Raw genomic sequence first — 21226 nt, forward strand, 5'->3', positions numbered from 1 at the left:
TTGGAATTGTTGTATACCGCCCTGCTCTACATCATTCAGCCACTGGTGTGGCTGCGACTGTTGCTTCGTAGCCGTAAAGCGCCTGCGTACCGTAAACGCTGGGCCGAACGCTATGGCTACTGCCGCAATAAAGTGGCGCCGGACGGTATTCTGCTGCATTCCGTGTCAGTCGGGGAAACGCTGGCCGCCATTCCACTGGTACGTGCCTTGCGCCACCGTTATCCGTCACTGCCCATCACCGTCACCACGATGACGCCAACCGGCTCAGAGCGCGTGATGTCTGCCTTCGGTAAAGACGTGCATCACGTCTACCTGCCGTACGATCTCCCTTGCGCCATGAACCGTTTCCTGAATACCGTGCGCCCTAAACTGGTGATCGTCATGGAAACCGAACTGTGGCCGAATATGATTTCCGCCCTCCATGCCCGTAAAATTCCTTTGGTTATTGCCAATGCGCGTCTGTCAGAACGCTCGGCGAAAGGGTACGGCAAGCTGGGTAAATTTATGCATCGCCTGCTCAGCAAAATCACGCTGATCGCCGCGCAGAACGAAGAAGATGCCGCGCGCTTTATCGCCCTTGGCCTGAAGCGCAACCAGCTTGCGGTCACGGGTAGCCTGAAGTTCGATATTTCCGTCACCCCTGAACTCGCCGCCCGGGCGGTAACGCTGCGTCGTCAGTGGGCGCCGCGTCGCCAGGTATGGATTGCTACCAGCACACATGACGGCGAAGAAGCCATTATTCTTCAGGCCCATCGCCAGCTGCTGGAAAAATTCCCTGATTTACTGCTGATTCTGGTTCCTCGCCATCCGGAGCGTTTTAAGGATGCCCGCGAGATGGTGCAAAAAGGCGGTTTCAGCTTCACCCTGCGCAGCAGCGGCGAAATCCCCTCTGGCAGCACGCAGGTGGTGATTGGCGATACGATGGGCGAACTGATGCTGCTGTACGGTATTGCAGACCTCGCCTTTGTTGGCGGCAGCCTGGTGGAGCGCGGTGGTCATAACCCGCTGGAGCCGGCAGCCCACGCCATTCCCGTGTTGATGGGGCCACACACCTTTAACTTCAAAGACATCTGCGCGAAATTGCAGCAGGCCGATGGTTTAATTACCGTGACCGACGCGGATTCGGTGGTCAAAGAGGTTTCTACCCTTCTGACTGACGAAGATTACCGTCTGTGGTACGGTCGTCACGCCGTTGAAGTCCTGCATCAGAACCAGGGCGCACTGACCCGTCTGCTGCAACTTCTGCAACCTTACCTGCCGCAGCGGAGCCACTAATGTCAACGCGTCTGTCGGTCGTGATGATCGCCAAAAACGCCGCCGACCTGCTTCCGGATTGCCTGGCCTCTGTTGCCTGGGCTGACGAAATCGTTATTCTCGACTCCGGAAGTACGGACAACACGGTGGACGTTGCCCGTGCAGCCGGTGCAAAAGTCTTTACCAACACCGACTGGCAGGGCTACGGTATTCAGCGCCAGCGTGCGCAGGGTTACGCCACGGGTGATTACGTGCTGATGCTCGACACCGACGAGCGCGTCACCCCGGAACTTCGACAGGCCATTCAAACGGTACTTGCCGCGCCGCAGTCCGGCGCGGTTTACAGCATCGCGCGTCGTAACTATTTCCTGGGCCGCTTTATGCGCCACAGCGGCTGGTATCCCGACCGCGTGATGCGCCTCTATGCGCGCGAGCGTTATCAGTACAACGACAACCTGGTCCATGAGTCGCTGGCCTGCGATAACGCTCAGGTCATCCCCCTGGCGGGCGATCTGCTTCACCTGACCTGCCGCGATTTCGCCAGCTTCCAGCGTAAACAGCTCAACTATGCCACCGCATGGGCGCAGGAACGCCACCAGCGCGGCAAGAAGGCCACGCTGACCGGCATCTTCACCCACACGCTGGGCGCGTTTCTGAAAACGCTGCTGCTGCGCGGCGGCGTGCTGGACGGCAAACAGGGCTGGTTACTGGCCGTAGTGAATGCACAGTATACTTTCAACAAATACACCGAGCTGTGGGCGCTGAACCGCGGCTACTCAGAGAAAACGTGAGCCATGAGCACAAAAGCGATTTATCCGGGTACCTTCGATCCAATCACTAACGGTCATCTTGATATCATCACCCGTGCGGCGTGTATGTTTGACAAGGTGATTCTGGCCATCGCCGCCAGCCCGAGCAAAAAGCCGATGTTCGACCTGAACGAACGCGTGCAGCTGGCCACCGATGCGATTTTGCATCTGTCGAATGTTGAAGTCGTCGGGTTCAGCGATTTGATGGCAAACTTTGCCCGTGCTCAGCAGGCCAATATCCTGATCCGCGGTCTTCGCGCGGTAGCAGACTTCGAATACGAGATGCAGCTGGCGCACATGAATCGCCATCTGATGCCGGAGCTGGAGAGCGTATTCCTGATGCCCTCCAAGGAGTGGTCTTTCATCTCGTCTTCGCTGGTGAAAGAGGTGGCGCGTCATCACGGGGACGTTACCCACTTCCTGCCGGTTAACGTCCACCAGGCGTTGATGGAAAAGCTAAAGTAACCTTACTTCTGGCACTGACGGCAGTAGAACGTGGCTCGCTGGGCGTGCTTCGTGGCAATAATCGGCGTCCCGCAGGTCCTGCATGGCTCACCCTTACGGCCATAAACCTGCAACTCCTGCGCAAAATAGCCCGGCTTCCCGTCGCTTTGCAGGAAATCCTTCAGCGTCGTCCCGCCCTGCTCAATTGAGCGCAGCAGTACCGCTTTAATCACTCTGACCAGCAGCTCGCACTCCTGCGCCGACAGCGAGGAGGCCAGCCGATCGGGATGGATCCCGGCGGCAAACAGCGATTCGCTGGCATAGATATTTCCCACGCCCACCACCAGCTTATTATCCATCAGCCAGGGCTTAATCGGGGTTTTCTTCTTTGCACACTTCTCTTTGAGATAATCCGCGTTAAACGCCTCAGAGAGCGGCTCAGGTCCGAGATGCGCCAGCACGTTGTGCCCTTCCAGCTCTTTAGTCCACAGCCATGCGCCAAAGCGACGCGGGTCAGTGTAACGCAGCACTTTGCCGTTACTCATCACCAGATCAACGTGGTCGTGCTTTTCCGCAGGCAATTCTTCGGTGAGGATGCGCAGACTGCCCGACATGCCCAGATGGATGATGATCCAGCCGTCAGGCAGCTCCAGCAGCAGGTATTTCGCGCGGCGCTGCACGCTCAGGACGGGTTTATCGCTTAACGCGTGGATCTCATCGGAAACCGGCCAGCGCAGACGCCCGTTGCGAACGACAGCATGAAGAATAGTCGCGCCGACCAGATGCGGCTCAATACCGCGGCGGCTGGTCTCTACCTCAGGTAATTCAGGCATGGTTCCTCCGTTGAGATGCAGAATGCAAAAAACCCCGCAGATGCGGGGTTTTTCAATACAAGGAGACTAAAATTATTTGATTTTAGCTTCTTTGTACAGTACGTGCTGGCGTACAACTGGATCGAATTTTTTCAGTTCCAGTTTTTCCGGCTTAGTACGTTTGTTCTTCGTGGTGGTGTAGAAGTGACCTGTACCAGCAGAAGAAACCAGCTTGATTTTCTCGCGAATACCTTTAGCCATGATTTATTTCCTCTTTAAGTACTTAGTACTTTTCGCCACGGGCACGCAGTTCGGACAGAACTGTATCGATGCCTTTCTTATCGATTACACGCATACCTTTAGCAGATACGCGCAGGGTGACAAAACGCTTCTCGCTCTCAACCCAGAAACGGTGAGAGTGCAGGTTCGGCAGGAAACGGCGTTTAGTCGCGTTCAGTGCGTGGGAACGGTTGTTACCGGTCACCGGACGCTTGCCAGTAACTTGGCAGACTCGGGACATGTCTATTCTCCAAAAATCAAATTAGCTCGAGCTTCGTATGGGGTATCGGCGCCTCGTCAGGCTTTACAGCCCGGTCATCGCATAGTTCTATTGAACTCTCGATTGCCAGGCCCAAATGCCAAACCCGAGATTCTCAAAGGTGGCGTAGTATACGCTGACTCGGCGGTGTGCTCAAGTCCCGAACAGACAAAGATCCCGATGGATCGCGAGAAAAGGCCTAAATCCAGCCACGTTCGGCAAAAGAAATGTACTCTCCGCGGCCAATTATCAGATGGTCCAGCACACGAATGTCCATGAATTGACAGCATTTGATAATACGTTCGGTAATTGCTTTGTCAGCTCTGCTTGGTTCTGCACAGCCAGAAGGATGATTATGCGCGAGGATCACGCCAGCTGCATTCACTTTTATCGCTTCCCGCACAATTTCACGCGGATGCACCTCAACGTGGCTCAATGTTCCCGAAAAAAGACGGGTATGTTTCAGTACCCGGTTTTTGTTGTCGAGAAAGATCACCATAAAGATCTCCCGCTCTAGATCGGAGAGCTGGCTTTGAAGAAATTCGCGCGTCATTTCAGGGGTGAGGATCGGGTCTTCTTCCTCCATGCGCACGTTATAAAATCGCCGGGCCAGCTCCGCAATGCCCCGCAACTGGGCATATTTTGCCACGCCAATACCCTCAACGTGCGTAAACTCCTCCAGCTCGGCGGTCAGCAAACCATACAATGAACCGAAATGGTTTATCAGCTCCTTCGCCAGCGTAAATACCGTTTTCCCCGGCGTGCCTGTGCGTAAAAAGAGCGCCAGCAGCTCGTCGTCTTTTAACAACGTAACGCCATGGCGCAGCAATTTTTCACGCGGTAACAGCAGTTCAGTCTCTTCCATGCCCGGCCTCCTTCTGTTTGCCATTATGCTGCCACAGGCAATTTCGGGGCTCGACGCTGGCGTTTCGTTCTTGCGTAACGCCTCGCAAAGTGAATAAAGGACATCATCACCCCGTTTTAGGGATTGTGATAAAATGCCCGCTCTCTGGTGAAACCCAACAGGAAAGAATCATGATGAGCCTGGCCGGTAAAAAAATCGTTCTTGGCGTCAGCGGCGGTATTGCTGCCTATAAAACGCCAGACCTGGTGCGCCGTTTGCGCGAGCGCGGGGCCGACGTAAGGGTCGCGATCACCGAAGGCGGCAAAGCCTTTATCACCCCACTGAGCCTGCAAGCCGTCTCGGGATACCCGGTATCCGACAGCCTTCTCGACCCGGCGGCCGAAGCCGCAATGGGCCACATTGAGCTGGGGAAATGGGCCGATCTGGTCATCCTTGCCCCCGCCACGGCAGATTTAATTGCCCGCGTGGCGGCCGGTATGGCGAACGATCTGGTTACGACCATTTGCCTCGCCACGCCTGCCCCCGTCGCGGTTGTGCCCGCCATGAACCAGCAGATGTACCGCAACGCCGCCACCCAGCATAATCTGGACACGCTGGCCTCGCGCGGCCTGCTGATTTGGGGACCGGACAGCGGCAGCCAGGCCTGCGGCGACGTGGGGCCGGGTCGTATGCTTGACCCATTAACGATTGTTGATATGGCCGCCGCCCATTTCTCGCCTGTCAACGATCTGCAACATCTCAACATCATGATTACCGCCGGCCCCACGCGCGAGCCGCTGGATCCGGTGCGTTACATTACTAACCACAGTTCCGGCAAAATGGGCTTTGCGATTGCTGCCGCGGCAGCCAAACGCGGCGCGAACGTCACGCTGGTGAGTGGCCCGGTGTCACTTACCACACCTGCGTTTGTGCAGCGTATTGATGTGACTACCGCGCTGGAGATGGAAGCCGCCGTACAGGCGCATGCTCAACAGCAGCATATTTTTATCGGCTGTGCGGCCGTCGCTGATTACCGTGCTGAAACCATTGCTGACGCTAAAATTAAAAAGCAAGGTGATGAATTAACAATAAAAATGGTGAAGAACCCGGATATCGTTGCCGGTGTCGCCGCATTGAAAACTCATCGTCCTTACGTTGTTGGGTTTGCCGCAGAAACGAATAATGTGGAAGAATATGCCCGGCAAAAACGTACCCGCAAAAACCTCGATTTGATTTGCGCGAACGACGTATCGCTGTCCACGCAAGGATTTAACAGCGACAGCAACGCATTGCATCTTTTCTGGCAGGATGGAGATAAAGTCTTACCGCTTGAGCGCAAAGAACTCCTGGGCCAACAATTACTGGACGAGATCGTTACCCGTTATGATGAAAAAAATCGACGTTAAGATTCTGGACCCGCGCGTTGGCGAGCAATTTCCGCTACCAACGTATGCCACCTCCGGCTCTGCCGGTCTTGACCTGCGCGCCTGTCTCGACGACGCCGTAGAACTGGCGCCGGGTGCAACGACCCTGATCCCGACCGGACTGGCGATTCACATTGCTGACCCGTCACTGGCCGCGGTGATCCTGCCGCGCTCTGGCCTGGGCCATAAGCATGGCGTCGTACTGGGTAACCTGGTCGGCCTGATCGACTCTGACTATCAGGGTCAGCTAATGGTATCCGTCTGGAACCGTGGCCAGGACAGCTTCACCATTGAACCGGGCGAGCGTATCGCGCAGATGGTGTTTGTACCCGTGGTGCAGGCAGAATTTAACCTGGTGGCAGATTTCAACGCTACCGACCGTGGCGAAGGCGGCTTCGGCCATTCCGGGCGCAAATAACCGCCCGACAAACACGCATCTCACAGCGCCATAATGCAATAACAAACCGCAAACGTCAGTTTGCGGGTCGCTGTGTGGATGCCAGCCTGACGAGTGCTTATTTTCAGGGGTATTTTGTAACATGGCAGAAAAACAAACCGCGAAAAGGAATCGTCGCGAAGAAATACTTCAATCTCTGGCTCTGATGCTTGAATCCAGCGACGGCAGTCAACGCATCACCACCGCAAAACTGGCTGCCTCTGTGGGCGTGTCAGAGGCGGCGCTGTATCGTCATTTCCCGAGCAAAACCCGGATGTTCGACAGCCTGATCGAGTTTATTGAAGACAGCCTGATTACGCGCATCAATCTGATTCTAAAGGATGAAAAAGACACCAGCGCGCGTCTGCGTTTGATTGTGCTGCTGATTCTGGGTTTTGGCGAACGTAACCCGGGTCTGACCCGTATTCTGACCGGCCACGCGCTGATGTTTGAACAGGATCGTCTGCAAGGCCGTATAAACCAACTTTTTGAGCGTATCGAAGCCCAGCTGCGTCAGGTTCTGCGCGAGAAGAAAATGCGGGAAGGCGAGGGATATGAGACGGATGAGACCCTGCTGGCAAGTCAGATCCTGGCATTTTGCGAAGGGATGCTCTCCCGGTTTGTCCGCAGCGAATTTAAATATCGACCAACGGACGATTTTGACGCCCGCTGGCCGCTCGTCGCCGCTCAGTTGCAGTGACGCCGGTGCCGGATGACGGCTTCGTCTTATCCGGCCTACAGGTTGTGTAGGCCAGGTAAGCGTGGCGCCATCGGGCGATTCAACTACACGCCAAACTCTTCGCGATACGCCTGCACCGCAGCCAGATGATCCGCCATCTCAGGCTTCTCTTCCAGATACGCAATCAGGTCTTTCAGCGTGATAATCGATGTGACTTTGCAGCCATAATCACGTTCCACTTCCTGAATAGCAGAGATGTCGCCGCGCCCCCGCTCCTGACGATCAAGCGAAATCAGCACACCCGCAAGCGTCGCGCCGTTAGCCTGGATAATTTCCATCGATTCACGGATCGCGGTACCTGCGGTGATCACGTCATCCACCAGCATCACGCGGCCCTGCAACGCACTGCCGACCAGATTGCCGCCTTCACCGTGGGTTTTGGCCTCTTTACGGTTAAAGCAGTACGGCACGTCGCGGTCATGGTGCTCCGCCAGCGCCACCGCCGTGGTAGTTGCAATCGGAATGCCTTTGTACGCAGGGCCAAACAGCAGGTCGAAATCAATCCCGGAATCCACCAGCGCTTCGGCATAGAAGCGGCCTAACAGTGCCAGGTCACGCCCGGTATTAAACAGTCCGGCGTTGAAGAAATACGGGCTTTTACGCCCGGATTTCAGCGTGAATTCGCCAAACTTAAGTACCTGCTTGTTAAGCGCAAACTCAATAAACTGGCGCTGATACGATTTCATGGATTTGCTCCTTTGTTTTTTCTGTCTTACAGGCAAAAAAAAGGCGACTCATTGGTCGCCTTAAAATCAATTTTCTAACGCCGCTTTCTGCGTCGCTACAATAGATTCGATACCCCCTCGGGCTAACGCCAGCAAGGTGAGCAGTTCGTCGTGGGTGAATGGCTCGCCTTCTGCCGTACCCTGCACTTCAATGATGCGACCATCTTCAGTCATCACCACGTTCATGTCGGTTTCTGCGGCAGAATCTTCAACGTATTCCAGATCGCAAAGGGCTTCGCCATTAACAATACCAACGGAAACAGCGGCAACCATTCCTTTCATTGGGTTAGCTTTCAGCTTACCGGCGGCAACCAGCTTATTCAGCGCATCAGCCAGCGCCACACAGGCGCCGGTAATAGAGGCTGTACGCGTGCCACCATCGGCCTGGATCACGTCGCAGTCCAGCGTGATAGTGAACTCACCCAGCGTTTTAAGGTCAACCGCCGCGCGCAGCGCACGTGCGATCAGGCGCTGGATCTCCATTGTACGGCCGCCCTGCTTACCTTTTGCCGCTTCACGGGCATTACGGCTATGAGTCGCACGCGGCAACATACCGTATTCGGCGGTGATCCAACCCTGGCCCTGACCTTTCAGGAAGCGAGGCACGCCCTCTTCGATGGAAGCGGTGCAAAGCACTTTGGTGTCACCAAACTCAACCAGCACGGAGCCTTCAGCGTGTTTTGTATAGTTACGGGTCAGGGTGACGGGACGCACCTGATTGGCGCTACGACCTGATGGACGCATGATGGATTCTCCGGCTTGAAACGAATGTGGCTGCGCATTATACGGATAAAGGACGCTTATTCCTATCCTGAGAAGCCCCCGAAAGCTATAATCCCCCCATCTCTCCTTTAAAAACGGGAATGTCTATGATCCGCAGTATGACCGCCTACGCCCGGCGTGAAATCAAGGGTAGCTGGGGTAGTGCTACCTGGGAAATGCGCTCGGTAAACCAGCGCTATCTGGAAACGTATTTCCGTATGCCAGAACAGTTCCGCAGTCTGGAGCCTGTGGTGCGTGAGCGTATCCGTACGCGTCTGACCCGCGGCAAAGTGGAATGTAATTTACGTTTTGAACCCGATGCCAGTGCACAGGGCGAACTGATCCTTAACGAAAAGCTGGCAAAACAGCTCGTTAATGCGGCGAACTGGGTCAAAATGCAGAGTGATGAAGGCGAAATCAACCCGGTCGATATTCTGCGCTGGCCTGGCGTGATGGCTGCCGGAGAGCAGGATCTGGACGCGATTACCGCCGAAATCCTGGCTGCACTCGACGGCACGCTGGATGACTTTATCGTTGCCCGTGAAACCGAAGGACAGGCGCTGAAAGCGATGATCGAGCAGCGTCTTGAAGGTGTGAGCGTCGAAGTCGCTAAAGTTCGCGCTCATATGCCAGAAGTGCTGCAATGGCAGCGTGAACGCCTTGTCGCCAAACTGGAAGAAGCGGAAGTCCAGCTGGAAAACAACCGTCTGGAGCAAGAGCTGGTGCTGATGGCGCAGCGTGTGGACGTGGCTGAAGAGCTGGATCGTCTGGAAGCGCATGTTAAAGAGACCTACAACATTCTGAAGAAGAAAGAAGCGGTAGGCCGCCGTCTCGACTTTATGATGCAGGAGTTCAACCGCGAATCAAACACGCTGGCTTCTAAGTCGATTAATGCTGAAGTGACCAACTCAGCGATCGAGCTCAAAGTACTGATTGAGCAGATGCGCGAGCAGATTCAGAACATTGAGTAATCGCTTTTAGGTGGTTTCGGTTGAAGCCACCTATTAGTATTTCTAATCTTAATTTTCACGCATTCTCTACTATCTCTCCATATTATCAAGCACAAGCAGCGTGAACTGATTAAATTTAATAGGTGAAGCTTCATCGCCTTAGAAAATCTCAATCGTGAGCTTGCTCACAAAACGCTAACCTTCCCGCGTTCAGACCGGAGGGTATATGCTGCTTCACATTCTTTATCTCATTGGTATTACCGCAGAAGCCATGACCGGCGCACTTGCAGCCGGGCGACGCCGCATGGACACCTTCGGCGTGATCATTATTGCCACCGCGACCGCGCTGGGTGGCGGATCGGTGCGCGATATCCTGCTTGGTCATTATCCTCTCGGCTGGGTTAAACACCCTGAGTATGTGATTATCGTGGCAACAGCAGCCGTGTTAACCACCATTGTGGCACCCGTAATGCCCCATCTGCGCCGCCTGTTTCTGGTGCTGGATGCGCTGGGGCTGATTGTCTTTTCTATCATCGGCGCACAAATCGCGCTCGATATGGGTGAAGGGCCGGTTATCGCCACCATTGCCGCCGTGGTCACGGGAGTGTTCGGCGGCGTACTGCGCGATATGTTTTGCAAGCGCATTCCCCTGGTCTTCCAAAAAGAGCTGTATGCTGGCATCTCTTTCGCCGCAACGGTACTCTACATCGCTCTGCAACACTATGTTTCGAACCATGATGTGGTGGTGATCTCCACGCTGCTGTTTGGCTTTACGGCCCGCATGCTGGCGCTGCGTCTGAAGCTCGGTCTGCCCGTATTTCACTATAAGCACAGCGCTCACTAATCTCAGAACCCCTTGATGTGCTGCTGAGCAAGCCACCTGACCAGCCCATCAATCTCAGGCGCGTGTATCCAGCTAACGATCTGCCGCGCCTTCTCTTCCCCCGTTCCCGGCAAGGCCAGCCATGCCTTTACGTTACGTTCGCGTATTTGTTGCCATGACATATCCCCCAAAGCCTTCAGCGAGGCTTGTGACAATGGTACACCCAACGCCATAATCCAGCGGATAAAAGGTTGCTCACGCACCTGATTAAAGCGATGCCAGAGTGCCAGGCCACGCGCAGGAGAAAACCCCGGCGTAGACTGGAGCTGCGCTTGCGTTAGTAGCAGCCATGAGAAGAGATGTTCAAAATGATGCGCTTGCCAGAGTGTCCGCCAGCCTGACTCGCCTAATCCTTCAATGTTGAATACCTGTTTAGAACTAAGCCACGTCAACCGGGCAAAGAACTGCTCCATACACTCTGGTGAAGCATAAAAACAGCTCAGGGTGTGATAACGCGAAGAAGGTGGTTCTGGTTTTTGTCTGTCCGTTCCTCGCCAGATAACTTTATCAAACCGTGGGATGCCCTGCCCGGCAAGGCTTACCTGGATCTGATCGCTTTTGGCAATATCTAGCCTCTGCCAGCGTCCAACCGACCCCAGGCTCACCCGCTGTACCTGCTTATCATCCAGTTGCACCGGCTCCAGCGCCGCCACGACGGAAATTTTCCCCGTACGCCCAACTGAAAAATGAATATCCCTGACCTCAGTAATCTGCGCAACTGGTGGATATTTCCACGCCATCACCCAGTGGCCTTCACCAGGCAGCCAGCGCTCCCCTGAAGGAGACTCCGCGGACCGAACCACAATGCCATCTGTGGCAAAAGGTAATGCTGTGTTTTGCCAGGCCAAACGCTGTTTTTCAACTTCATCAACCGTTTGTACGGGCAGTGTATAGCGCGCCGTCAGGGAAAATCCTGCGCCGGACAGTGCAGAAAGCATACTTTCCATCTCTTTCGGCCCATCCGGCCAGGCCCAGATAAATATACCTGTCTGGTTCAGAAGCGCACTGTCGTTCTGCCGCATCATCGCGCCGGCCACTTTAGCGCGGGCATTCATACCGCCCATCTGCCGCTGAACGTGATTCTCTCGCATCCAGAAAAGCTCCCCATGCAGGACGCTGTTTGCCAGCGCACCGGATACCGTTTTAGGCACTGACGGAATTAAACGCACGCGAGCGGTCCACTCCTCACCTTTTAACCCGTTACCGCGACTGATAGCCTGAGCGAGCTTTCCGTTGCGATACACCAGCGTCACCGCTACACCGTCGACTTTTGGCTGCATCCAGAGATTTTTCCGGCCACGCATCCACTGACCCAGCACTTCTTTGTTGGCTGCCTTACGCACCCCCGTATGGGCAACAGGGTGTTTTACGCTTCCCGTTAGCGCAGGTAAGGCGTTCTCTGCGAGATCGTGACCAAAACAGCGCTGCCACTGGGATAAGCGTCCGTTGAGTTGGTCGTATACCTCGTCGTTGACCTCGCTAACGCCCTGCTTCCAGTAGGCTTCATCCCAGCGTTTGATCTGCGCGCTTAAAGACGCAATCTCTTTCCCGGCTTTTGCTTGTGACCACACCGGACACACCGCCGCCCCATAACCACACCACAGCAGCATTAACCCGCTTATCCATCGCCACATCGCTACCCCTCCTTTGCAATGCCTGAGGTATAACCTGGCGTGAGAAACATGGCTAATAGCAACTTCCCATCATGCGAGACGCTATCCAGCATTCATTTTTATTGCTGCAAACCGCAGATAAAACCTGAAAACGGTACGCAAAATTCAATCATCCACGGGAAAAAGTGTGACAAAGACTACGTCACACAGCGGCGACGTGTATAATAAGCCCGTATGTAGGACTTCTTCGCTAACACATACAAAAGACTCTCATGGCTCAAGGCACGCTTTATATTGTTTCTGCCCCTAGTGGCGCGGGTAAATCCAGCCTCATTCAGGCACTGTTAAAAACCCAACCGTTGTACGACACGCAGGTATCTGTTTCTCACACCACGCGTCAGCCGCGCCCGGGTGAAGTACACGGCGAACACTATTTCTTTGTGGATCACGACGAATTCCGAGCGATGATTGGCAGAGATGCGTTTCTTGAACACGCGGAAGTATTTGGTAACTACTACGGTACCTCGCGTGAAACTATTGAGCAGGTTCTGGCGACCGGCGTGAACGTGTTCCTGGATATCGACTGGCAGGGCGCGCAGCAAATTCGTAAGAAAATGCCGGAGTCACGCAGTATCTTTATTTTACCGCCATCGAAAGATGAACTGGATCGCCGCCTGCGTGGTCGCGGCCAGGACAGCGAAGACGTGATCGCGAAGCGTATGGCACAGGCTGTTGCAGAAATGAGCCATTACGCGGAATATGATTACCTTATTGTGAATGATGATTTTGATGCCGCGCTGAGCGATCTCAAAACTATCCTTCGTGCAGAACGTCTGCGTATGAGCCGCCAGAAGCAGCGACATGACGCATTAATCACCAAACTGTTGGCAGACTGAACCCACTTTCAGTATCATGCCCAGTCATTTCTTCACCTGTGGAGCATTTTAAGTATGGCACGCGTAACTGTTCAGGACGCTGTAGAGAAAATTGGTAACCGTTTTGACCTGGTGCTGGTCGCCGCGCGTCGCGCTCGTCAGATGCAGGTAGGCGGTAAAGATCCGCTGGTACCGGAAGAAAACGATAAAACCACCGTTATTGCACTTCGCGAAATCGAAGAAGGTCTGATCAACAATCAGATCCTCGACGTGCGTGAGCGCCAGGAGCAGCAAGAGCAGGAAGCCGCTGAATTACAAGCTGTTACCGCTATTGCTGAAGGTCGTCGTTAATTAAACCTGCGGGTCGCCCTTGTATCTGTTTGAAAGCCTGAATCAACTGATTCAAACCTACCTGCCTGAAGACCAGATTAAGCGTCTTCAGCAGGCGTATCTCGTTGCACGTGACGCTCACGAGGGCCAGACACGTTCAAGCGGTGAACCCTACATCACGCACCCGGTAGCGGTGGCCTGTATTCTGGCCGAGATGAAACTCGACTACGAAACGCTGATGGCCGCCCTGCTGCATGACGTGATCGAAGATACCCCTGCCACCTACCAGGACATGGAACAGCTGTTTGGCAAAAGCGTTGCCGAGCTGGTGGAAGGGGTCTCTAAGCTTGATAAGCTGAAATTCCGCGACAAGAAAGAGGCGCAGGCCGAAAACTTTCGCAAGATGATCATGGCGATGGTGCAGGATATCCGCGTCATTCTCATCAAACTTGCTGACCGCACCCACAACATGCGCACGCTGGGCTCACTTCGCCCGGATAAGCGTCGCCGCATCGCCCGTGAAACCCTCGAAATCTACAGTCCGCTGGCGCACCGTTTAGGTATTCATCACATTAAAACCGAGCTGGAAGAGCTGGGTTTTGAGGCGTTGTACCCAAACCGCTACCGTGTGATTAAAGAGGTGGTAAAAGCCGCTCGTGGTAACCGTAAAGAGATGATTCAAAAAATCCTCTCTGAAATCGAAGGGCGTTTGCAGGAAGCCGGTATTCCGTGCCGCGTGAGCGGTCGTGAAAAGCATTTGTACTCTATTTACTGCAAAATGGTGCTCAAAGAGCAGCGTTTTCACTCGATCATGGATATTTATGCGTTCCGCGTCATCGTCCATGACTCCGACACCTGCTACCGCGTACTGGGGCAGATGCACAGCCTGTACAAGCCACGTCCGGGGCGCGTCAAAGATTACATTGCCATTCCAAAAGCGAACGGATACCAGTCTTTGCACACCTCCATGATTGGTCCGCACGGCGTCCCTGTTGAGGTGCAAATTCGTACCGAAGATATGGATCAAATGGCGGAGATGGGTGTCGCAGCGCACTGGGCATATAAAGAGCACGGTGGCGAAAGCAGCACTACCGCGCAAATTCGTGCTCAGCGCTGGATGCAGAGCCTGCTGGAACTGCAACAGAGTGCAGGTAGCTCGTTTGAATTTATCGAGAGCGTTAAATCCGATCTCTTCCCGGATGAGATTTACGTTTTCACGCCGGAAGGGCGCATTGTCGAACTGCCTGCGGGCGCGACGCCGGTCGACTTCGCTTACGCCGTGCATACCGATATCGGCCATGCCTGCGTGGGTGCCCGCGTCGACAGGCAGCCTTATCCGCTGTCTCAGCCGCTCTTCAGCGGGCAGACGGTGGAGATCATTACCGCGCCGGGTGCACGCCCTAACGCCGCCTGGCTGAACTTTGTTGTAAGCTCAAAAGCGCGTGCAAAAATCCGCCAGTTGCTGAAAAACCTCAAACGCGATGATTCCGTCAGCCTGGGGCGCCGTCTGCTGAATCACGCGCTGGGTGGCAGTCGCAAACTGGCCGAGATCCCGCCAGAGAATATTCAGCACGAGCTGGAGCGTATGAAGCTCGCCTCGCTGGATGATCTACTGGCAGAGATTGGCCTCGGCAACGCGATGAGCGTGGTCGTGGCGAAGAATCTGCAACAAGGCGAAACGACAGCCGTTCCTGCCACCACGCAAAATCATGGTCACCTGCCGATTAAAGGTGCTGACGGGGTGCTCATCACCTTCGCCAAATGCTGCCGTCCTATCCCAGGCGACCCGATTATTGCGCACGTCAGCCCAGGTAAAGGGCTGGTGATCCATCACGAATCCTGCCGTAACATCCGTGGCTATCAGAAAGAGCCTGAGAAGTTCATGGCGGTCGAGTGGGATAAAGAGACGGCGCAGGAATTTATCACTGAAATCAAGGTGGATATGTTCAACCACCAGGGTGCACTGGCGAACCTGACGGCAGCGATTAACACGGCCTCGTCCAACATTCAAAGCCTGAATACGGAAGAAAAAGATGGCCGCGTTTACAGCGCCTTTATTCGTCTGACCGCCCGTGACCGCGTGCATCTGGCTAATATTATGCGCAAGATCCGCGTGATGCCGGATGTCATTAAAGTCACCCGTAATCGAAATTAGCATCATGAATTCAAAACGTTACGAGCGAATCTGCGAAATGCTCGCCAGGCGTCAGCCTGATCTGACAGTCTGCATGGAGCAGGTCCATAAACCTCATAACGTCTCTGCTATTGTCCGCACCGCAGATGCCGTCGGCGTGCATGAAGTCCACGCCGTCTGGCCCGGAGCACGTATGCGTACCATGGCCTCCACCGCCGCAGGTAGCAACAGTTGGGTATCCGTAAAAACTCACCAGACCATTGGTGAAGCGGTCTCGCACCTGAAAGGGCGCGGTATGCAGATTCTGGCAACCCACCTCTCAGATAAAGCCGTGGATTTCCGTGAGATAGACTATACCCGTCCAACCTGCATTTTGATGGGACAAGAAAAAACGGGGATCACTCAGGAAGCACTGGATCTGGCGGATCAGGACATCATCATCCCGATGATCGGCATGGTCCAGTCACTGAACGTGTCGGTCGCTTCTGCGCTGATCCTGTATGAAGCACAGCGCCAGCGTCAGAACGCCGGAATGTACGCGCGCAGCAACAGCATGCTGCCGGAGGAGGAACAGCAGCGCCTGCTGTTTGAAGGTGGCTATCCGGTGCTTGCTCGCGTTGCGAAGCAGAAGAAATTGCCTTACCCCCACGTCAACGCGCAGGGCGAAATTGAAGCCGATGCCGAGTGGTGGTCCACCATGCAGTACGCAGGGTAAACCATGAAAGGCCGCCTGCTGGACGCCATACCGCTCAACGGCCTGACGGGCGTGGGCGCGGCTCAAAGCAATAAACTGGCGAAGATTGGCCTGCACACCGTGCAGGATCTCCTGCTCCACCTCCCCCTGCGCTACGAAGACCGCACCCAGCTTTATAAGATTGGCGATCTGCTGCCCGCTATTTACGCCACCGTTGAAGGAGAAGTGCTGAACTGCAACATCACCTTTGGCGGACGCAGGATGATGACCTGCCAGATCAGCGACGGGACAGGCATTCTCACCATGCGCTTTTTCAACTTCAATGCGGCAATGAAAAACAGCCTTGCTACCGGACGACGCGTACTCGCGTACGGCGAAGCCAAACGGGGCAAATACGGTGCGGAGATGATCCATCCTGAATACCGCGTCCAGGGCGATCTTAGCTCACCTGAACTACAGGAGACGCTCACGCCGGTTTATCCAACCACTGAAGGCATTAAGCAGGCTACGCTGCGCAAGCTCACCGACCAGGCGCTGGAGCTGCTCGACACCTGTGCCATTAACGAGCTGCTGCCACCGGAGCTGGCGCAGGGCATGATGAGCCTGCCGGAGGCGTTGCGCACCCTGCACCGTCCACCGCCAACGCTTCAGCTTGTTGATTTAGAAAACGGTAAACATCCCGCCCAACGGCGTCTTATCCTTGAGGAATTACTGGCTCATAACCTGAGCATGCTGGCACTGCGCGCCGGTGCGCAGCGTTTCCACGCGCAGCCATTAAGCCAGCGTGATGAGCTCAAAGATAAGCTGCTGGCCTCACTGCCATTTAAACCCACCGGCGCCCAGGCGCGGGTAACAGCTGAGATCGAACGTGATATGGCGCTGGATGTGCCAATGATGCGCCTGGTGCAGGGCGACGTGGGTTCCGGAAAAACGCTGGTCGCCGCGCTGGCTGCTTTGCGTGCCATCGCCCACGGCAAGCAGGTGGCGCTGATGGCGCCGACGGAACTGCTGGCCGAGCAGCACGCCAACAATTTCCGTAACTGGTTCGCCCCGCTGGGAATAGAAGTAGGCTGGCTGGCCGGGAAGCAGAAGGGCAAAGCACGCCTTGCGCAGCAGGAAGCCATTGCCAGCGGGCAGGTGCAGATGATTGTCGGCACGCACGCCATTTTCCAGGAACAGGTGCAGTTTAACGGCCTGGCGCTGGTCATTATCGACGAACAGCACCGCTTTGGTGTTCATCAACGTCTGGCGCTATGGGAGAAAGGTCTGCAACAGGGCTTTCACCCGCATCAGCTGATCATGACCGCCACGCCTATCCCGCGCACCCTGGCGATGACGGCTTATGCCGATCTGGATACCTCCACCATCGACGAGCTGCCGCCAGGCCGTACGCCGGTGACTACGGTCGCCATTCCGGACACGCGCCGCAGCGACATTATTGACCGCGTACGCAACGCCTGCACCCAGGAAGGGCGTCAGGCATACTGGGTCTGTACCCTGATTGAAGAGTCAGAGTTGCTGGAAGCGCAGGCTGCCGAAGCTACGTGGGAAGAGTTAAAACTCGCCCTGCCGGAGCTGAACGTCGGTCTGGTTCACGGACGCATGAAGCCTGCCGAGAAGCAGGCGGTGATGCAGTTGTTCAAACAGGGCGAGCTGCATTTACTCGTTGCGACCACGGTCATCGAAGTGGGCGTGGACGTGCCGAACTCCAGCCTGATGATTATCGAAAACCCGGAGCGTCTCGGCCTGGCGCAGCTCCACCAGCTGCGAGGCCGCGTGGGCCGTGGCGCGATCGCCTCTCACTGCGTGCTGCTCTACAAAGCTCCGCTGTCGAAAACCGCGCAGATGCGTTTGCAGGTATTACGCGACAGCAATGACGGCTTCGTGATTGCGCAAAAAGATCTGGAGATCCGCGGTCCGGGCGAACTGCTGGGCACGCGTCAGACGGGTAACGCCGAATTTAAGGTGGCAGATTTGCTGCGCGATCAGGCCATGATCCCCGAAGTACAACGCCTTGCGCGTCATATTCATGAACGCTACCCCGAACAGGCGGCAGCGTTAATTGAACGCTGGATGCCGGAAACCGAGCGCTATTCCAACGCCTGACGGTCAGCCAAATATCGGCAGCATCAGGTAGAGCTTTATGACCAGCGCGTTGACGATATCAATGAAGAATGCGCCCACCATCGGCACCACCAAAAACGCCATGTGCGACGGGCCGAACCGTTCGGTGATCGCCTGCATATTAGCGATAGCCGTTGGGGTTGCCCCCAGACCAAACCCACAGTGCCCGGCCGCCAGCACCGCTGCATCGTAGTTTTTCCCCATCATGCGCCAGGTCACGAACATGGCGTACAGCGCCATAAACAGCGTCTGCACCGCCAGAATCGCCACCATCGGCAGCGCCAGCGAGGCCAGTTCCCACAGCTTGAGGCTCATCAGCGCCATCGCCAGAAACAGCGACAGACAGACGTTACCGAGCACCGATACCGCCCGCTCAAACACGCGGTAGAAGCCCATCAGCGCCAGACCGTTGCTCAGAATGACCCCGATAAACAGCACGCAGACAAAGGTCGGCAGTTCAAACGCTGTACCCGCCAGCCATTGCGCAACCACTTTGCCCACGGTCAGGCAGATAGCAATCATCGCTATGGTTTCAATCAGTACCAGCGAAGTGATGCTGCGTCCAACATCCGGTTTTTCGAATGCCGTCGGCACCATTTCATCGTCTGGTCTGCCATTCGGCGTGGTGGAGTGTTTAACCAAATAACGGGCCACCGGGCCGCCAATCAGACCGCCGAGCACCAGGCCAAAGGTCGCGCAGGCCATCGCCACTTCCGTTGCGTTTTCAAAGCCATAGCGTTCGATAAACAGCTTGCTCCACGCCGCGCCCGTTCCGTGGCCGCCTGACAGGGTAATCGACCCCGCCAGCAGACCCATCAGCGGATCCAGCCCCAGCAGCGACGCCATACCGATACCGATGGCGTTTTGCATCAGCAGCAGGCCCACCACGACAATCAGAAACACGCCCAGCACCTTGCCGCCCGAACGCAGGCTGGCGAGGTTGGCGTTCAGGCCGATTGTGGCGAAGAAGGCCAGCATCAATGGGTCTTTAAGGGACATATCAAAATCGATTTCCCAGCCCATGCTTTTTTTCAGTACCAGCAGGGCCAGTGCCACCAGCAATCCACCGGCAACAGGTTCAGGAATGGTGTACTTTTTCAGAAAGGAAACACTGTGTACCAGCTTGCGACCAAGCAGAAGAACCAGCGTTGCGGCAACAAGGGTCGATAACGTATCGAGATGAATCATAGAGGCTCCTGTTATGCGCGTGTTCCATACACACGCGGCGTTATCCTGGGCCGGGTGATGCTCGTCATGAGCCCCGGCGCGAAAAGTGTAATTTTTTTTCCCTGGTCGTTGTAGAAAACCTGCTCACACCGGCAGATTTTCTCTCTTTTTTTTGCTGGCAATCGTTTGCTTTTACCAGGTGGTCAGATAAAATGCCCGCTTTTCCACCATGGAATTGCCGCCGATGTCCGTTAACACCATAGAGCCGCCTGATGCGCAACCGATTGCGCAGAAGCAAAATAGCGAACTGATTTACCGCCTTGAAGACCGCCCGCCGCTACCGCAGACGCTTTTCGCGGCCTGCCAGCATCTTCTGGCGATGTTTGTCGCGGTGATCACCCCGGCGCTGCTGATCTGCCAGGCGCTCGGCTTACCGGCACAGGATACGCAACACATTATCAGTATGTCTCTGTTCGCTTCCGGCGTGGCCTCCATCATTCAGATTAAAGCGTGGGGTCCGGTGGGTTCGGGTTTGCTGTCGATTCAGGGCACCAGCTTTAACTTTGTGGCGCCGCTGATCATGGGCGGTACGGCACTGAAAACCGGCGGCGCAGATGTCCCGACGATGATGGCTGCGCTTTTCGGCACCCTGATGCTGGCAAGCTGCACAGAGATGATCATCTCCCGCGTTCTGCATCTGGCGCGCCGCGTGATCACCCCGCTGGTCTCCGGCGTGGTGGTGATGATTATCGGCCTGTCGCTGATCCAGGTGGGTCTGACCTCTATCGGTGGCGGCTACGCGGCAATGAGCGACCATACCTTCGGCGCGCCGAAAAACCTGCTGCTGGCAGGCGTCGTGCTGGCGATCATTATTCTGCTTAACCGCCAGCGTAACCCGTACCTGCGCGTGGCCTCACTGGTGATCGCCATGGCGGCCGGTTATCTTCTGGCATGGGCGCTGGGTATGCTGCCGGAAAACACCGCGCCGTCCAACAGCGCGTTGATTACCGTGCCAACGCCGCTCTACTACGGCCTGGGCATTGACTGGAGCCTGCTGCTGCCGCTGATGCTGGTCTTTATGATCACCTCGCTGGAAACCATTGGCGATATCACCGCCACTTCCGACGTGTCCGAGCAGCCGGTCTCCGGCCCGCTGTATATGAAGCGTCTGAAGGGCGGCGTGCTGGCGAATGGACTGAACTCGTTTGTCTCGGCGGTGTTCAACACCTTCCCGAACTCCTGCTTCGGCCAGAACAACGGCGTGATCCAGCTGACCGGCGTCGCCAGCCGCTACGTGGGCTTCGTGGTGGCGCTGATGTTGGTAGTTCTCGGCCTGTTCCCGGCGGTGAGCGGCTTTGTGCAGCACATTCCTGAGCCGGTACTGGGCGGCGCAACGCTGGTGATGTTCGGAACCATCGCGGCCTCCGGGGTGCGCATCGTCTCCCGCGAGCCACTGAACCGCCGCGCAATCATGATTATTGCGCTGTCGCTGGCCGTGGGCCTGGGTGTTTCTCAGCAGCCGTTGATCCTGCAATTTGCCCCGGACTGGGTGAAAAACCTGCTATCATCCGGCATCGCCGCGGGCGGTATTACCGCTATCGTGCTGAACCTCATTTTCCCGCCTGAAAAGAACTGATCCCCACACGGCAGGCTGTCAATGCCTGCCGTG

22 protein-coding genes are annotated in these 21226 nt (G+C 55.7%); 14 read left to right on the top strand and 8 right to left on the bottom strand.

Annotated elements, in window-relative coordinates; translation table 11 throughout:
* The 3 genes from waaA to coaD are packed head-to-tail and all read left to right on the top strand — an operon-like array spanning position 1 to position 2528.
* Positions 1-1275 carry a lipid IV(A) 3-deoxy-D-manno-octulosonic acid transferase gene (gene waaA / locus G6Q29_RS16110; protein WP_165466403.1) on the top strand — a complete coding sequence of 425 codons (1275 nt, stop codon included), beginning with the start codon at positions 1-3 and terminating at the stop codon, positions 1273-1275.
* Entirely contained in the window at positions 1275-2045 is a 771-nt protein-coding gene (locus tag G6Q29_RS16115; RefSeq protein ID WP_165466404.1) for a glycosyltransferase family 2 protein, read from the top strand. Before waaA ends, G6Q29_RS16115 begins: the two co-directional genes overlap by 1 nt.
* A gap of 3 nt (positions 2046-2048) precedes the next feature.
* Entirely contained in the window at positions 2049-2528 is a 480-nt protein-coding gene (gene coaD / locus G6Q29_RS16120) for a pantetheine-phosphate adenylyltransferase (RefSeq protein WP_165466405.1), read from the top strand.
* Between the two features lie 2 nt (positions 2529-2530).
* On the opposite strand, the gene mutM is transcribed toward coaD, so the two are convergent.
* The 4 genes from mutM to radC all read right to left on the bottom strand — a co-directional run bounded on the left by mutM (position 2531) and on the right by radC (position 4722).
* Positions 2531-3340: a bifunctional DNA-formamidopyrimidine glycosylase/DNA-(apurinic or apyrimidinic site) lyase gene (mutM, locus tag G6Q29_RS16125; protein WP_165466406.1), complete on the bottom strand. Its 810-nt coding sequence runs from the start codon at positions 3338-3340 to the stop codon at positions 2531-2533.
* A gap of 72 nt (positions 3341-3412) precedes the next feature.
* Positions 3413-3580 carry a 50S ribosomal protein L33 gene (gene rpmG, locus G6Q29_RS16130; RefSeq protein ID WP_003024094.1) on the bottom strand — a complete coding sequence of 56 codons (168 nt, stop codon included), beginning with the start codon at positions 3578-3580 and terminating at the stop codon, positions 3413-3415.
* 22 nt (positions 3581-3602) lie between these two features.
* A complete protein-coding gene (gene rpmB, locus G6Q29_RS16135; protein WP_002436699.1) occupies positions 3603-3839 on the bottom strand; it encodes a 50S ribosomal protein L28 in 237 nt (78 codons plus the stop codon).
* Positions 3840-4056: 217 nt separating this feature from the next.
* Positions 4057-4722 (bottom strand): RadC family protein, encoded by a 666-nt coding sequence (gene radC, locus G6Q29_RS16140; protein ID WP_165466407.1) that lies wholly within the window; start codon positions 4720-4722, stop codon positions 4057-4059.
* Positions 4723-4895: 173 nt separating this feature from the next.
* Here radC and coaBC point away from each other — a divergent pair, with 173 nt between their 5' ends.
* The 3 genes from coaBC (at position 4896) to slmA (ending at position 7261) form a co-directional block, all read left to right on the top strand.
* On the top strand, positions 4896-6107 hold the full coding sequence (coaBC, locus tag G6Q29_RS16145; protein ID WP_169811559.1) for a bifunctional phosphopantothenoylcysteine decarboxylase/phosphopantothenate--cysteine ligase CoaBC: 1212 nt from the start codon (positions 4896-4898) through the stop codon (positions 6105-6107).
* Positions 6085-6543: a dUTP diphosphatase gene (dut, locus tag G6Q29_RS16150; protein WP_165466408.1), complete on the top strand. Its 459-nt coding sequence runs from the start codon at positions 6085-6087 to the stop codon at positions 6541-6543. The genes coaBC and dut overlap by 23 nt, the downstream gene beginning before the upstream one ends.
* Positions 6544-6664: 121 nt before the next feature.
* Complete coding sequence (gene slmA, locus G6Q29_RS16155; protein WP_165466409.1) at positions 6665-7261, top strand: nucleoid occlusion factor SlmA; 597 nt, start codon at positions 6665-6667, stop codon at positions 7259-7261.
* An 83-nt stretch (positions 7262-7344) separates the two neighbouring features.
* On the opposite strand, the gene pyrE is transcribed toward slmA, so the two are convergent.
* On the bottom strand, positions 7345-7986 hold the full coding sequence (gene pyrE, locus G6Q29_RS16160; protein WP_165466410.1) for an orotate phosphoribosyltransferase: 642 nt from the start codon (positions 7984-7986) through the stop codon (positions 7345-7347).
* 66 nt (positions 7987-8052) lie between these two features.
* Complete coding sequence (gene rph / locus G6Q29_RS16165; protein ID WP_165466411.1) at positions 8053-8769, bottom strand: ribonuclease PH; 717 nt, start codon at positions 8767-8769, stop codon at positions 8053-8055.
* A gap of 125 nt (positions 8770-8894) precedes the next feature.
* On the opposite strand from rph, the gene G6Q29_RS16170 reads away from it, so the two are divergent.
* Positions 8895-9758 carry a YicC/YloC family endoribonuclease gene (locus G6Q29_RS16170; protein ID WP_165466412.1) on the top strand — a complete coding sequence of 288 codons (864 nt, stop codon included), beginning with the start codon at positions 8895-8897 and terminating at the stop codon, positions 9756-9758.
* A gap of 205 nt (positions 9759-9963) precedes the next feature.
* Positions 9964-10581 carry a trimeric intracellular cation channel family protein gene (locus G6Q29_RS16175; protein WP_165466413.1) on the top strand — a complete coding sequence of 206 codons (618 nt, stop codon included), beginning with the start codon at positions 9964-9966 and terminating at the stop codon, positions 10579-10581.
* Positions 10582-10583: 2 nt separating this feature from the next.
* On the opposite strand, the gene ligB is transcribed toward G6Q29_RS16175, so the two are convergent.
* Complete coding sequence (gene ligB / locus G6Q29_RS16180; RefSeq protein ID WP_165466414.1) at positions 10584-12254, bottom strand: NAD-dependent DNA ligase LigB; 1671 nt, start codon at positions 12252-12254, stop codon at positions 10584-10586.
* A gap of 251 nt (positions 12255-12505) precedes the next feature.
* Here ligB and gmk point away from each other — a divergent pair, with 251 nt between their 5' ends.
* Genes gmk through recG form a run of 5 tightly spaced genes read left to right on the top strand, consistent with a single transcriptional unit; the run spans position 12506 to position 18372 of the window.
* Positions 12506-13129 (top strand): guanylate kinase, encoded by a 624-nt coding sequence (gene gmk, locus G6Q29_RS16185; protein WP_165466415.1) that lies wholly within the window; start codon positions 12506-12508, stop codon positions 13127-13129.
* Between the two features lie 54 nt (positions 13130-13183).
* Positions 13184-13459: a DNA-directed RNA polymerase subunit omega gene (gene rpoZ / locus G6Q29_RS16190; protein WP_000135058.1), complete on the top strand. Its 276-nt coding sequence runs from the start codon at positions 13184-13186 to the stop codon at positions 13457-13459.
* Between the two features lie 19 nt (positions 13460-13478).
* Positions 13479-15593 carry a bifunctional GTP diphosphokinase/guanosine-3',5'-bis pyrophosphate 3'-pyrophosphohydrolase gene (spoT, locus tag G6Q29_RS16195; protein ID WP_003860921.1) on the top strand — a complete coding sequence of 705 codons (2115 nt, stop codon included), beginning with the start codon at positions 13479-13481 and terminating at the stop codon, positions 15591-15593.
* A gap of 4 nt (positions 15594-15597) precedes the next feature.
* Positions 15598-16287 (top strand): tRNA (guanosine(18)-2'-O)-methyltransferase TrmH, encoded by a 690-nt coding sequence (gene trmH / locus G6Q29_RS16200; RefSeq protein ID WP_165466416.1) that lies wholly within the window; start codon positions 15598-15600, stop codon positions 16285-16287.
* Between the two features lie 3 nt (positions 16288-16290).
* Positions 16291-18372, top strand: a complete 2082-nt coding sequence (recG, locus tag G6Q29_RS16205; RefSeq protein WP_165466417.1) for an ATP-dependent DNA helicase RecG — start codon at positions 16291-16293, stop codon at positions 18370-18372.
* A gap of 3 nt (positions 18373-18375) precedes the next feature.
* Here recG and gltS read toward each other — a convergent pair whose 3' ends face one another.
* Positions 18376-19578 (bottom strand): sodium/glutamate symporter, encoded by a 1203-nt coding sequence (gltS, locus tag G6Q29_RS16210; RefSeq protein ID WP_165466418.1) that lies wholly within the window; start codon positions 19576-19578, stop codon positions 18376-18378.
* A 223-nt stretch (positions 19579-19801) separates the two neighbouring features.
* Between gltS and xanP the strand changes: the two genes are divergently transcribed.
* Positions 19802-21193, top strand: a complete 1392-nt coding sequence (gene xanP / locus G6Q29_RS16215) for a xanthine/proton symporter XanP (RefSeq protein ID WP_165466419.1) — start codon at positions 19802-19804, stop codon at positions 21191-21193.
* Positions 21194-21226: the final 33 nt, after the last annotated feature.

The sequence above is a fragment of the Enterobacter cloacae genome (assembly GCF_011078175.1).
Classification (GTDB): domain Bacteria; phylum Pseudomonadota; class Gammaproteobacteria; order Enterobacterales; family Enterobacteriaceae; genus Enterobacter; species Enterobacter cloacae_Q.